This is a genomic window from Photobacterium kishitanii, assembly GCF_000613045.3.
In the GTDB taxonomy this organism is placed as follows: domain Bacteria; phylum Pseudomonadota; class Gammaproteobacteria; order Enterobacterales; family Vibrionaceae; genus Photobacterium; species Photobacterium kishitanii.
Genome location: NZ_LN794353.1, coordinates 900,545 through 914,708, shown reverse-complemented (window position 1 = coordinate 914,708; position 14,164 = coordinate 900,545). Strand labels below are relative to the sequence as shown.

General features: G+C 36.0%; 13 protein-coding genes. 6 read left to right on the top strand and 7 right to left on the bottom strand.

The window, feature by feature from the left end:
- Positions 1 to 11: 11 nt before the first annotated feature.
- The gene (locus PPBDW_RS19435) at positions 12 to 758 is read left to right on the top strand and encodes a phosphatase (protein ID WP_036791741.1); all 747 of its coding nucleotides are present in this window, start codon (positions 12 to 14) and stop codon (positions 756 to 758) included.
- Between the two features lie 443 nt (positions 759 to 1,201).
- Here the strand turns inward: PPBDW_RS19435 and PPBDW_RS19430 are convergent, their stop codons facing one another.
- Complete coding sequence (locus PPBDW_RS19430; protein WP_036791736.1) at positions 1,202 to 3,145, bottom strand: bifunctional diguanylate cyclase/phosphodiesterase; 1,944 nt, start codon at positions 3,143 to 3,145, stop codon at positions 1,202 to 1,204.
- A gap of 274 nt (positions 3,146 to 3,419) precedes the next feature.
- On the opposite strand from PPBDW_RS19430, the gene pdxH reads away from it, so the two are divergent.
- Entirely contained in the window at positions 3,420 to 4,058 is a 639-nt protein-coding gene (pdxH, locus tag PPBDW_RS19425) for a pyridoxamine 5'-phosphate oxidase (protein ID WP_036791734.1), read from the top strand.
- 42 nt (positions 4,059 to 4,100) lie between these two features.
- Here the strand turns inward: pdxH and PPBDW_RS19420 are convergent, their stop codons facing one another.
- Both PPBDW_RS19420 and PPBDW_RS19415 read right to left on the bottom strand, forming a co-directional pair.
- Positions 4,101 to 4,805, bottom strand: a complete 705-nt coding sequence (locus tag PPBDW_RS19420; RefSeq protein WP_036791730.1) for a helix-turn-helix transcriptional regulator — start codon at positions 4,803 to 4,805, stop codon at positions 4,101 to 4,103.
- A gap of 399 nt (positions 4,806 to 5,204) precedes the next feature.
- A complete protein-coding gene (locus PPBDW_RS19415) occupies positions 5,205 to 5,627 on the bottom strand; it encodes a YhbP family protein (RefSeq protein WP_036791727.1) in 423 nt (140 codons plus the stop codon).
- Between the two features lie 484 nt (positions 5,628 to 6,111).
- Between PPBDW_RS19415 and PPBDW_RS19410 the strand changes: the two genes are divergently transcribed.
- The gene (locus PPBDW_RS19410) at positions 6,112 to 6,531 is read left to right on the top strand and encodes a hypothetical protein (RefSeq protein WP_054262188.1); all 420 of its coding nucleotides are present in this window, start codon (positions 6,112 to 6,114) and stop codon (positions 6,529 to 6,531) included.
- A 112-nt stretch (positions 6,532 to 6,643) separates the two neighbouring features.
- On the opposite strand, the gene PPBDW_RS19405 is transcribed toward PPBDW_RS19410, so the two are convergent.
- The 4 genes from PPBDW_RS19405 to PPBDW_RS19390 form a co-directional block, all read right to left on the bottom strand.
- Complete coding sequence (locus PPBDW_RS19405) at positions 6,644 to 6,904, bottom strand: putative hemolysin (protein ID WP_036791725.1); 261 nt, start codon at positions 6,902 to 6,904, stop codon at positions 6,644 to 6,646.
- A 395-nt stretch (positions 6,905 to 7,299) separates the two neighbouring features.
- A complete protein-coding gene (gene uxuA, locus PPBDW_RS19400; RefSeq protein ID WP_036791722.1) occupies positions 7,300 to 8,484 on the bottom strand; it encodes a mannonate dehydratase in 1,185 nt (394 codons plus the stop codon).
- Positions 8,485 to 8,629: 145 nt separating this feature from the next.
- Positions 8,630 to 9,394 (bottom strand): FCD domain-containing protein, encoded by a 765-nt coding sequence (locus tag PPBDW_RS19395; RefSeq protein WP_036791719.1) that lies wholly within the window; start codon positions 9,392 to 9,394, stop codon positions 8,630 to 8,632.
- A 97-nt stretch (positions 9,395 to 9,491) separates the two neighbouring features.
- Positions 9,492 to 10,475 (bottom strand): TRAP transporter substrate-binding protein, encoded by a 984-nt coding sequence (locus tag PPBDW_RS19390; RefSeq protein ID WP_036791717.1) that lies wholly within the window; start codon positions 10,473 to 10,475, stop codon positions 9,492 to 9,494.
- A 299-nt stretch (positions 10,476 to 10,774) separates the two neighbouring features.
- Here PPBDW_RS19390 and PPBDW_RS19385 point away from each other — a divergent pair, with 299 nt between their 5' ends.
- From PPBDW_RS19385 to PPBDW_RS19375, 3 genes are read left to right on the top strand one after another with little or no spacing between them, the layout of a single operon-like run.
- Entirely contained in the window at positions 10,775 to 11,287 is a 513-nt protein-coding gene (locus PPBDW_RS19385) for a TRAP transporter small permease (protein WP_036791714.1), read from the top strand.
- An 18-nt stretch (positions 11,288 to 11,305) separates the two neighbouring features.
- The gene (locus PPBDW_RS19380; protein ID WP_036791712.1) at positions 11,306 to 12,607 is read left to right on the top strand and encodes a TRAP transporter large permease; all 1,302 of its coding nucleotides are present in this window, start codon (positions 11,306 to 11,308) and stop codon (positions 12,605 to 12,607) included.
- Positions 12,608 to 12,662: 55 nt separating this feature from the next.
- The gene (locus PPBDW_RS19375; protein ID WP_036791709.1) at positions 12,663 to 14,126 is read left to right on the top strand and encodes a fructuronate reductase; all 1,464 of its coding nucleotides are present in this window, start codon (positions 12,663 to 12,665) and stop codon (positions 14,124 to 14,126) included.
- Positions 14,127 to 14,164: the final 38 nt, after the last annotated feature.

The following is a 14,164-nucleotide window of genomic DNA, read 5'->3' as shown; positions in this document are numbered from 1 at the left end:
AGGTTTACGTTATGCAGATTCAAGTTGATACCCATACCCATACATTATCAAGTGGCCATGCTTATAGTACAATTATTGAAAATTCTCAAGCTGCTGCAGCGAAGGGGTTAAAGATGTTTTGTAATACAGATCACGCATCTTTAATGCCTGGCGCTCCTCATTTCTGGTATTTTGCTAATCAACGAGTACTTCCTCGTTTTCTAAATGGTGTTGCTGTATTACGCGGTGTAGAAGCTAATATCGTAAATACTGCTGGCGAGGTTGATTTGGATAAGACTGTTTTAGCTAAACTAGATTGGGTAATAGCTAGCTTGCATGAGCCAGTTTTTAAACCTACCACTCGATTAGATCATACAGAGGCGCTGATCAATACCATTAAATCTGGTGTTGTTGATGCGATTGGTCATCCGGGGAATCCTAATTATGATTTCGATTTTGAAAAAGTTATTCGTACGGCTGCTGAATATAATGTGTTAGTCGAAATTAATAATTCATCATTGGGACGATCTCGAGTGGGTAGTGCTCCACGATGTGAAGATATTGCTATGATAGCTAAAGACGTTGGCGCTAGAATAACTACGGGGTCTGATGCTCACTTTGCTGCTGACGTAGGTAATTTCTCAAGTATTCAAACGTTATTAGATCATGTTAATTTCCCTCAAGAGTTGATTACAACGCAGCATCCACAGACATTATTGGCGTTTCTAACTGAGCGAGGTAAATTAGTTGAGGAACAATACCAAGGGCATAAGTGGTAGTCGATAGTATTTCGGTTTACAGTGTAAACTGAAATCAAATCATATTTACAGTGTAAATTGAGTTATCTGATTTACACTGTAAATAAATCAAACCTCTCAGCCAAACCTCTCAGCCAAACACCTCAGCCAAACACTTCAGCCAAACACCTCAGCCAAACACCTCAGCCAAACACCTCAGCCAAACCCCTCAGNAAACACTGCAGCTAAACACTGCAGCTAAACACTGCAGCTAAACACTGCAGCTAAACACTGCAGCTAAACACTGCAGCTAAACACTGCAGCTAAGGATTTCTTCGAAGTAACATATATGCATGCTGATGCTCATTGTTTGTTTACGGTATGATTATTTACATTGTAAATCTCAATTAGGGATAGCATGTTGGATATTGAATTTACACTGTAAATAGAGTCTAAGGGTGTTTTTAATTTACACTGTAAATATATTAAGCTGTCTGTCGTTGCTTATCAGTAATGAATCCCTGATAGCCACCTACAAATAATTCAGAAAGTCTTTCTAACTGTGTTTCTGTCTCTACTCTAGTTGCGATAACTTTTATATTAAGGCTATGTGCCGTTCTACAGATAGATGACAGTACCGTTGATTTTGTCTGATCATTTAGTTGATGAGTATAGACATAATCTATTTTAACGTAATTAGGTTGGAGTTCTTTTAAATAGGTTAATGATTGGAAATTGCGGCCATAGTTATCAATGCCAAATCCAAAGTGATGTTTTCTAATGATTGAGCATAAAATACCAGTAGCATCTGTATGTCTGATACAACTTATCTCTTGAATTTCAAAAAATAGCCGAGTATTTAATAGGGTGTTTTTTTGCAGTAAGTTATCTAGCCAGCGGATAAAACTCGAATCATTGATACAACTGTTGGTGATATTTATTGCAAATGGTCCGCTAGTTCTATCTGCATTTAATTTATTAATAATCGCAACAATAACATGTCGATCAAACCAACTTCCTATTTTTAAATCTTCTATCGCGCCTAAAAACATGCCAGCTGAATAGTAGTTGCTATTTTTTTTGATTGCGGTGAAAACTTCATAATGATAATTAGTGCCATTTGATAGAGTTGCAGGCTGATATTTATAGGTAAATAAGTCTTGGCTGATTGCTTCTTCAAGTAAAGATTTCCATTGTTGTTTACCTAGCGTTATTTGGGTATTAATATCTTTTATGATAAAAATAGCTTCTTGAGGCATTATCTTTGCCTGGGTTAATGCATTATCTAATTGAGTTAATATTTGGCTTGGTGTGCTTTTGTTTTCATTAAAGACTAAACCGATAGCTGCATTGTTATTTATCGTGGTAGCTGTTGCACTTAAATCATTAAAAATATTAATTAATGATTTACTACAAAGTTGTAGCTTTTCTATAGAAATGTTTGGAATAAGAATGGCAAATTCATCTTTAGAAAGACGAGCCAGTGTCGCATCATTAAAAGTAAGTACTTCATTTAATCGATCGGCTATTGTTTTTACTAATTCATCTCCCTGTTTAAACCCTTCATTTTGATAGCACTCATTAATTAAATCCGTTTGAATTAGCCCCAATCCTCCTTTGTAAGATTCATTTAGCCATGAACTAAGTTGGTGCATAAAGAAACTGCGGTTACCTAAACCTGATGTTGTGTCAAGATAGGCCTGTTGCCTTAGTTTCATGGCTTCATCTGCTTGATTTCTGAAATTTGTATCTAATTGATAACATATTTTATTAAATGCTCGAACAATAATTGCCAAATCTGATTCATTAGGTATTGAAAGAGGTGCTTGATTTAAATTGGCTATGGTTCGAGCGCGTACCGTTAGGCGAGTTAATGCTGAAAGGTTTTTATGACAAATAAAATAAACGAGAAAAATTGATATGATGGTAATTAATATATTTATTGCTACTGTCTGATAACTTATTTGCCATAACTGTTGGTAATTAAGTATCGGCTGTGCTGTGACGGTTAACAGACCTAATGTTTCGTTTTTATATTCAATAACTCGCTGCTCTGTATGAGATGGGATCTTAAATATTTCTTGAAACCAACCTGGCGAATGTGTCGTTGGTATAACGTTATCTTGACGAATGAGTTGGTTAGAGTCAGCTGATGTCAGGTTTATCTGGCTATAATTAGCACTTGAAAATAATTGGTTTGTGATAACTAATAGTTCTTGCTCTTGGGTGTTTGACAGCATTGGAACATTTAGGTTTGTGAGCGCTTGAGGTAGTATAACTAAAGCTCGATTAATATCTGTCTGTGACGCTAGGATATGTTGATGTTTTAATGTTGAATAACTTGAATAAAGTTGTTGTGCAGTTGCTGCGCTAACAACAGCGCAAACTAACACAGTTAGACTAATAACTTGGCGTTTGAAAAGTGTCATAATTGGAGCACCAAAAAGGTTAACGGCAGCATTCAATGAGTAAAGAGCTGATTAAAGAGATGCTGAATATGAAGATATCTGATTGATATAATTTATCAAAACTCTGAGATGTACAGTTGACTGTTTCTCAACAAAAGTTGTTTTTCGATAAATGTGTCTATTTCTTTATGCAACAATTAGCTGCTTGCAGTAGGGAAGTACTCTTTATTCAGTTATTCATAAGAACTAGATATTAATAATTAATTATTGAGTATTTTGTAGTAGGAGAGAAAAGATGGATTTGACTGATATTCGACGAGAATATACTAAAGGTGGGTTACGACGCGATGATTTACCTAAGGACCCTTTAGAATTATTTAATAAATGGCTACAGCAAGCTGTTGATGCTAATTTACCTGACCCGACAGCGATGACTGTTGCAACTGTAAATGCTGATGGTCAACCTTTCCAGCGCATTGTGTTACTAAAAGATGTTAATGATGATGGATTTATTTTTTATACTAATTTAAGTAGCCGTAAAGCTGAACAATTGCATATAAATAATAAAATAAGTTTACATTTTCCATGGCATATATTGGAGCGACAAGTACATGTTACTGGGCATGTTGAGCAATTGTCGACGCTTGAAGTAATGAAATATTTTTCAAGTAGACCGAAAGAAAGTCAAATTGCTGCTTGGGCGAGTAAACAAAGTTCTCGTCTTTCTGCTCGTCAGGCTCTTGAAGGCAAGTTTTTTGAGTTAAAGCAGAAATTTTCTGCTGGTGAAGTACCACTTCCGAGTTTTTGGGGGGGGTATAGAGTAAAGTTTGATTCGATTGAGTTTTGGCAAGGCGGTAAACATCGCTTACATGATCGTTTTATTTATTTACGTAATGATGAAAATGATTGGGATATTGAGCGTTTAGCACCATAACTAAATGAATGAGCAGAGTAATTATTACTCTGCTCATACCGGTTAGTATTCTTTTAAAATGATAGATTGTTGGGTTTTCAACATACTTTCTGGAATATGAGAACCAAAACCGGCATCAAGTGCTAATTCAATCAATTCACCTTTTGAATTAGCATTAAATTTTTCTCTTAACCTAACAACATAATTCTCAACAGTTTTGACTGCTAATTGTAGAGTTTTTGATATGTATTGTGGTTTTTTTCCATAAAGTAAGAGAAATAACACTTCGGATTCTCGAGTGTTAAGCAAAATATTTACGTGTTTATTAAAGTTATTTCTTTCTTGTTGTCTTGTTTTATCGCTACGACAGATCCAATGTCCTATCTCAAGTAAAGAAGTGTGTTTTAACTCTATACCTGAAAAAATGGTTCCAATAATTTTGCTCTTATCATCTCTCCATGCTGTTTTTGTGAATAAATGTGCTCGCCAATAGCCATCAGCGTATGGATGAATATCAAGTATGCGTAAAGGCTTTTCAGATGTCATTACTTGTAAATCTTGTTGCTGAAAGAGATGTGCATATTCAGCGCTTAAATGTGGTATATCAAAATCAGTTAAACCAATACAGTCTCGAGGGTTATTAAAACCGATGATCCTCGCATATTCCTCATTAACATAAACAAAAACTGAATTTATATCTTTACAACCCCAACACCCAGGTAATTGGTTTAATATCTCGAATGAGGGGGGATTTCCATTATTGTTCATTTTTTATGGGCTTTATATCTTTTATTAATTATTATTCTTGCCAATTGTAATGAGTTTATTACAGTGGGTAAATATGTATAGTATGTAATGCTCACTCGATAAGCAAAAAAAAAATTTAATAAAAAAAAGCCGATCATATAGATCGGCAAAAACAAGACGTGACTCCTGAGAGTATAATCCTGTACGACGTGTAGAAGAGGTAACCAATAATAGTTGTTATTTGAACAACATTTATTGATTTTATCCTTAACAGATAATTATTAATATTTACCAGTATTAGGTTGAATATTAATGCTGCAACTATATCTAAGCTTATGGCAACAAAAAAGGGGGGAAATCACCTGTTGACATTTTGATTATGTATTGTTAAGTGTTCTTAGCTGTCTGTTATTTTATGCATTATTGGCGCCAAAAAAGCTTTTTCCCAAATCCTAAGCTGTTGTCTGTCATTTTTAACATTGTTAGTTTTATTTCCCAAATTGGTGCTGAAATAAACTTTGCTTCAGGAAACTTATTGTAATAAATGGTATTTGCTATCTCGGCATCTTTATTTGTAAGTTCCTCAATCTTACCTTTAAATTGAACACCTTTAATATCAATTATATTTTTAGGCTGAGGTGAAATTGTACCTGCAATATTTTTATTCATTATCATTAGTTGACTATGATGGCTATCTTTATTTGTCATAATAAATAAAGACATTTTTTTTTGATCAAAATAATAATAACAACTAGCACACCATAAATCTGAATTAGCGCTAGTACATAATGTTAGTAAGTGATTATTTTTTAAAAAATCACATATGTGTTTGGTTTTATTCAAGATATATCTCTAATCAGTTATTAAATTGTTTTATTAGCATAAAGAATTTATTTCGATTTAATAGTAATAATAAAGAATTAATTATTATTTAAACTAATCGATGTTTAGTAATTAATGGCATAGCGTAGATATTAAATATAAAACCAGTATGGAACAATGATCAAGGATGATCGCTTGAATCTATAGGTAATTGAGACATAAAAACCATAATCATTTGTTTCTTAAGGTTTTTTTATTTCTAGAGTAGATTAATAAGTGGTTATTTATTAGCTTAATAAGCTTTTTTGAATGATTTAATAACCAGTTAATCATTATAGTCGTAATTGATCTTACATTAACCGTAAAAAAATATAACTTGATCATCGTTCCGTTGTTGAGGTGTATGGCTATTTCTTAAAAATAAGACAATGAGTAATTAATGAAACAATAAAATCATAAGTAATAAAATTATTATTTACGAAGCAGTATTGGTAGAGGCTAGGTTATGTTAGTTTTTATACGTAAGTTTTTATTTTTTATTTCAATTATATCAATTAGTTATTCATCATACTCGTCTGGTATTACTTTCACCGAGACAGTGAAAAATATTACACAAGGTGGTGAGGTCTCAACATCGATTGAAGCAATACCAGGGGATGTGATTGAATATAATATTGATGTACTAAATAGTTCTGAAAGTGTTATCTCAAATATTCATATATCTACTTCTGTTCCTCAGTTTACAGCATTAGCAACAATAATAACTTGTGATGATCATCATTTGCCATCTGCATTACGCTGCCAAGTTATTACGTCTGAGGGGATAAATCAGCTAGGTTATCAGGGGACGATTGCCTGGCAGTTATTTGGAAAACTTGACGTTGGCAGTAGAGCGAGAGTAAGTTATCAAGTCATTATTAAATAACATTTTTATTTTATTGATGCAGAAAATTAATTCTAGAATAGGAAACGGGTATACAAAGAAAGGGGGAGGATCCTCGTATACCCGTTATGTATTTTAGCTGATATGATTAGTATCAGTAAACGATAGGCGCGTTATTTTCTTTAGTGCATGTTCCACGTTTAAATGCCCATGCATCACATTGACTACCGTTATCAAATTCACAGACACCGGCTTGGCTACCATCTTTATTGGTGGTGATTTTGTGGGTACCACCGTGTTGTACACAATAATCAGCGGCAGGATTTGACATATTTGCCGTACCTGGTACTGGCAGCGTTTTACATCCAGTCATAATTGCTGCAGCACTTAAGGCTATCAGTAAGATCTTTTTCATTTATCTTCCTCTTGCGATTAAAGTGGTATGTAGACGCTAAGTGCATCCCTATTGATAAACACTTTAATGTTAATATTTGTCAACATTTGTGTTCATTATGGATGTTTTAATGCTTATTAGTGTCAATTTTATGCAAATAAATTTTAACTTTAAAATCGGCAATAAAGGGTAATGAGCTATTATATTGTTTTTATGGTGTTTATTTTTTAGAGATGGTTTTTAATGTAAATTTAGTTGCGTTTTGTCTATAGAGAATAAAAGTCATCACGCGTGACTTAGAATGAATGCAGTGCATTTAAAGATTAGTCTATTTATGACTATAGTTATGGTAAATGACGGTATGTTTTTTATACAAAAAAGCGTGCTCAGAGGAGCACGCGATTAATTGAAAGATATTAATGATTAAAAAATGTGCGTTTTAGTGCCATTTCTAAGCCACGAACTTCAGCAAGACCTTTTAGACGTCCAATTGCCGAATAACCGGGATTAGTTTTCTTTTTTAAATCATCAAGCATTTGATGTCCATGATCAGGACGCATTGGAATTAGGCGGTTATCTCCTAATTCTTTACGTCGATGCTCTTCTTCTAAAATAGCCATAACGATATTATACATATCGACATCGCCTTCAAGATGAGCTGCTTCATGGAAACTCATTGGGTTATTTTCACGCTGTGTTGAGCGGAGGTGAGTAAAATAAATACGATCGCCATGTTGTTTGATCATGTTGACTAAATCATTATCACCTCGAACACCGTAAGATCCTGTACACATAGTGATCCCGTTCATTTGGCTTGGTACTTCTTGTGTCAACCAATCGATATCTTCGATTGTTGAGACAATACGCGGTAAACCAAGAATCGGTCGTGGTGGATCGTCAGGGTGCACTGCCATCTTAATACCATTTGTTTCACATACTGGCATTAATTCGGTTAAAAAGTATTTCATATGCTGGCGTAATTTATTTTTATTGATGCCTGCATAACGATCAAGTTGAGCTTGAAACGCGGCTAATGTATAGCCTTCTTCAGCTCCAGGAAGGCCTGCAATTATATTACGTGTTAACTGATCAATTTCAGCCGCAGACATATTTTCAAAATACGCTAATGCTTGAGCTTGTTCTTCTGCGTTATAATCATCGATGGCGTCAGGACGTTTTAATATATGAAGTTCAAAAGCAGCAAATGCAATTTGATCAAATCGTAGTGCTTTAGATCCATCTGGCATTTCGAATTCAAGATCTGTTCGTGTCCAATCTAATACTGGCATAAAGTTATAACATACTGTATCTATGCCACATTCAGCTAAATTACGTAGTGTTTGTTTATAATTGTCAATCCAATACTGAAAGTTTCCTGTTTGGGTTTTTATTTCCTCATGGACTGGTACACTTTCGACAACAGACCATGTAAGCCCTTTATTTTCAATGATTTGTTTGCGTTTTAATATTTCATCTTTAGTCCAAATTTCACCATTTGGAATATGATGGAGTGCGTTAACAATACCTGTTGCGCCTGCTTGTTTTATATCATCAAGAGAGACAAGGTCATTAGGACCATACCAACGCCACGTTTGTTCCATTATAATTACCTTTTAGCAGATATACTTAACCCATTCGATATCATTCGAATTAAGTTATATACGGGGTAAATGAAAATTAATTAATTTAATTATTTTAAATAAAGGCTAATAGATGATTAGCCTTAAATATGTAAACTAATAATAGTTAATTATCTATTCCTAATGAAACGACTGGATTTGAATTAAATAAATAGCCGTCAAAATTAGGATCATCAATATCAGAAAGCGATAATAATCGCAGTTTCACATTTTCAAGGTGTTGCCACATTGCATTTTTTGCCTCAACGGAGTCTTTGCGTTGCATGGCTGCTAAAATACGTGCATGGTCTTCTAACCATTCTTCGCGATAATCTAAGTCAATGATGCGCGTATGTAATTTTTGCCACATTGGACTTTGCTCACGACGCGCCCAAGATTGTTTTAGCATCTCGACTAACACTGAGTTTTGAGTCGCTTCAGCAATACAGAGATGAAATAACTCATCGCCAGTACATTCTTTGGTGCCATTAACAAATTCATTTCGTTCTAATGTTAATGCCGCCCGCATTTTTACAATATCGCCAGGCGTTACTTGAGTTGCTGCAAATTCAGCAATATTGCTTTCTAGTAGCTGTCTAGCTTGTAGCATCTCAAAAGGACCTACATCGTCACTAATAACATTTTCACGGCTATTTGGTTGGTTGGGGATATTAATGATATAGACACCAGATCCTTTTTTTACTTCAACCAAATTTTCAAGTTCTAACATAATAAGTGCTTCACGAACGACTGTACGACTGACATTGAGTCGTTCAGCAATATCACGTTCGGGTGGTAACCTGTCACCCACTTTATATGAGTTTTCAATTAGCTCTTGTCTAAGTACTAATCCTAATTCTTGATAAGGCCGTTTAGGTTCAAAAGGGATCATGATGATATTACCGCTATATTAAATTGCACTTAGTACTATCATAATAACCAAATTAAATTGGTCAACCTCTTTGTTATTAGCTTAATTCGATGTTTTATTATTGAACGGCTTGAATTCTTTTAATTATTTGGTCGAGTGCTGGATTCTTTTGCTCAATATCACTATACATTGGCTGCACCGCTTCAACAAAAGCAGTTTTATCGACTGAAATAAATTTCACACCTAATTGTTCGGCTTTTGCACGTTCTTTTGCTTCTGATTCAGCCCAAAGATCTTTCATTAGCTGCATTGAACTTAAGGCTGCTTGTTTAAGCGCTTTTTGATGTTCTTCAGAGAGAGAATCATATGCTTTGGTTGAAATGACCAGTACGTCAGGAACCATAGTATGTTCATCTAAACTAAAATATTTAGAAACTTCACTGTGACGGCTTAAACTAAAAGAAGGAATATTATTCTCAGCAGCATCAACAACACCTTGTTGTAGTGCGGTATAGAGCTCACCATATGCTAATGGGGTAGGATTACCACCTAATGCATTAATCATGTTGATAGCTGATGGGCTTGGCTGTACACGTACTTTAATACCCTTCAGGTCTGCAGGTGTCTTTATTGGTTTATTTGTATAAAAACTACGAGCACCTGCATCATAATATGTCATGCCAATGAATCCGCTGTTACGGGATGAGGCAAGAATTTCTTCTCCGATAGTGCCTTCTTGCACTTTATAAAAATGACCTTTATCACGGAATAGGTAAGGGATATTAAATGCAGAGTAAGCGGGTGAAAATGCCTCTAGTTCTGCGGCATTTGATTTAACCATATCCAGCGCACCATTTTGCATTAACTCCATTGATTCCCGCTGGTTACCCAATTGAGCATCAGGGTAAATACGGATGCGTACCTCACCATCTGTCAATTTTCGCACTTCTTTTGCCATATGATCCATCGCTTTATGCACTGCATGATCGCGAGGGTTGTTATGACTTAACTTTAACGTAGTTGATGCATAAGAAGAAGCCGATACACCAAAAGTTAAAGCCGTACCAATAATTGCAGTTAGCAAGTTTTTACGCGTCATCATTTCTTATATCTCCGTGAAATTGGTCATCCATTGTATGGAGTAGACGTGAATACAGCGTCATATTGGTGCGTAATCAGGGTGAAGTCAAAGATAAAAAGCAAATTGATTGACCGGAATCACAATAAAATACCTTAATTGGTTGACCAATGATAACTGTGAAGTTGCTCACGTGACTATTCACGGCTGTTAAATATACTAATGCGCATTATCAATATGATGAATCCAAATATCGTAGCGACCAAATGTCATTGGTTGACCAGGTAGGGTTTGACATGCCACCTCATCTTAAGGAACGACAAATGAGAAAATTGGTTGATTATATAAATCGAGGGTTAGCCACGTTTACCGTGTCTCTCTCAATTTTTCTTGTGTTTTGTGTTATCTGGCAAGTCCTTTCTCGTTACGTCATAGGTAAACCAAGTACGATCACCGATGAGCTTGCTCGATATTTGTTTATGTGGGTGGCTCTTATTGGTGCTGCTTACACGACAGGTCAAAAACGACATCTTGCGATTGATTTATTAACAATGAGATTGACTGGAAAACGTAAGATTATTAATGAAATTATTATTCAGTTAGCCATCGCAGCTTTTGCTTTTATCGTATTAATTTATGGTGGTACCAACCTCGCGTTGAAAACCTTATCAACCGGCCAATTAACTCCCGCACTTGGGCTACAAATGGGATATATCTATTTTTGTTTACCGATTAGTGGCGCATTAATGATGTTTTATTCCACTGTTTTCACTATTGAAAAAGTACAACAGTTAACTTCAGATAATTTGATCACATCAGAAACTCAACAACACTAATTAAAAAGGATTTCTACAATGGAATGGCAGCTCATTTTCGCGTTATTTGGTAGTTTTGCAGTTCTCCTTACTTTAGGAATTCCTGTTTCTTTTGCTATCGGTTTATCATCACTTATCACCATAATGATGAGTTTACCTTTAGAGCCTGCCATTGCCGTTGTAGCGCAGAGAATGGCTGCAGGATTAGATAATTTCGCTCTATTAGCTATTCCGTTTTTTATTTTGGCAGGTAATATCATGAATCAAGGTGGTATTGCTATTCGATTGATTAATTTTGCCAAAGTACTCGTTGGTCGATTACCAGGATCTCTGGCGCATGTAAATATCATTGCTAATATGATGTTTGGCTCGATTTCTGGTTCTGCTGTTGCATCTGCAGCAGCTGTGGGTGGAACGATGGCACCTTTACAAAAGAAAGAAGGCTATGACGAACAATTTTCTGCAGCAGTAAATATAACCTCTTGTCCGACTGGGCTTCTTATTCCTCCGAGTAATACTCTTATTGTATTTTCACTGGTATCTGGCGGAACATCTGTCGCAGCACTTTTTTTAGCGGGCTATATTCCAGGTCTTATTATGGGGGTTAGCTTGATGGTTGTGGCTGGCTTTATTGCCAAGAAACGTGGTTATCCTATCGCACCACGTCCTAGTACTGCTGAGGTGGTTGATACTTCAATCAAAGCCATACCTTCACTATTATTAATTGCGATTATTATGGGAGGAATCATTGGCGGTATCTTTACGGCAACTGAAGCATCAGCAATTGCTGTTGTGTATACCTTAATATTAGCCGTCGGATTTTATCGAGAAGTTAAGGTTAAAGAGTTACCCGCTATTATTCTTGAATCAGCGATCACTACATCCATTGTTTTGCTTCTTGTTGGTGCTTCTATGGGGATGTCTTGGGCCATGGCAAGTGCTGATATTCCATATATGATCGCTGATGCGTTATTAGCTATTTCTGATAATCCATTGATGATACTGCTTATTATTAATGTGATTTTACTTATTGTTGGCATCTTTATGGATATGACGCCGGCAGTACTGATTTTTACTCCTATTTTCTTACCAATAGTTTTAGATCTGGGTGTTGATCCTGTGCACTTCGGCATAATGATGACCTTCAATCTTGCAATTGGTATTTGTACCCCTCCTGTAGGTAGCGCTTTATTTATAGGTTGCTCTGTTGCAAAAGTATCGATTGATAAAGTTATTAAGCCATTACTGCCCTTTTATGCTGCACTCACCATTGCACTTATGGCTGTAACATTTATCCCTGAACTAAGTTTATTTCTACCACGCCTTGTACTTGGCTATTAATCTCTATTAACAACTATCCCGTCAGTGTGAATTTACGAGATAAAGGACTGCATAAATGAATACTATTTCAAATATTCCATTACATGATCATGTTATTTGCTCAACCTATAATCGTAGTGCTTTACAAAGCCGTATTATTCACCTCGGTTTTGGGGCTTTCCATCGTGCTCATCAAGCTCTATTTACCGATGAAATGCTTGAAAAAACGGGCTGTGACTGGGGAATTTGTGAGATTAATCTATTTGGTGGTGAAGATCTTATTCATCAGTTACGTGCACAAGATCATCTCTATACCGTTATTGAAAAAGGTGCACACAGTACCGATGTGAAATTAATTCGTTCAGTTAATGAGTCACTGCATCCGATGTTGGATGGTAAATCTGCTGTACTTGAAAAAATGGCAGAAGAACAAGTTGCGATTGTGTCTATGACCATAACTGAAAAAGGTTATTGCGCTGATCCGGCGACGGGTCGATTAGATAAAAACAATAGCTTGATTCAAGCTGATCTTGAAAACCCTTGTCAGCCAACTTCTGCGATTGGATATATTGTTGAAGCGTTACGCATGCGACGTGACCGAAATCTTAAACCATTTACGGTAATGTCATGCGATAACGTTCAAGAAAATGGTCATGTTGCACGAGCAGCTGTACTTGATTTTGCATATTTAGTTGATCAAGAGCTAGCGGATTGGATTGCGACTAATGTTACTTTCCCTTGTACCATGGTTGATCGCATTGTTCCTGCTGCGACAGTTGAAACTTTGGAAGAAATTGCGCAGTTAGTTGGTATTGAAGATCCTTGTGGTATTGCTTGCGAACCTTTCCGCCAATGGGTCATTGAAGATAATTTTGTTAATGGTCGTCCACAGTGGAATGTTGCTGGTGCTGAATTTGTTGCTGATGTTGTTCCGTTTGAGGAAATGAAACTACGGATGCTAAATGGAAGTCATTCATTTCTAGCGTATCTTGGTTATCTTGGTGGTTATGCTCATATTTCAGATACGATGACTAACGACAGTTATCGTAAAGCGGCATTCGATATGATGATGCAAGCACAAGCACCGACACTAACCATGCCTGAAGGTACAGATTTACAAGCATATGCTTCGTTATTAATTGAACGTTTTACTAATCCGAGTTTAAAGCATCAAACATGGCAGATCGCCATGGATGGTAGCCAAAAGATACCTCAACGAATGGGGGGATCATTACGTCATCACTTAGAACAACATACTGATTATAAATGGTTAGCAATGGGTATTGCTGGCTGGATGCGCTATGTCGCAGCTGTCGATGAGCAGAATAATCCGATAGATGTGCGAGATCCTATGGTTGCGCAATTTAATGCTATTTATGCTGAACATGGTATTCAGCCTTCGGTCGTGACAGCTTTATTATCTATTGAGGCTATTTTCGGTACCGATTTAATTCAAAATCAAAGCTTTGTTAATGCGTTAACTGAAGCATATCAATTAATCATTACTCAAGGCGCTCGCGCTGCGGTTGCCTCTCTTTAAGATAATAATAAGCTGGGCTGTTATGCCCAGCATATTGC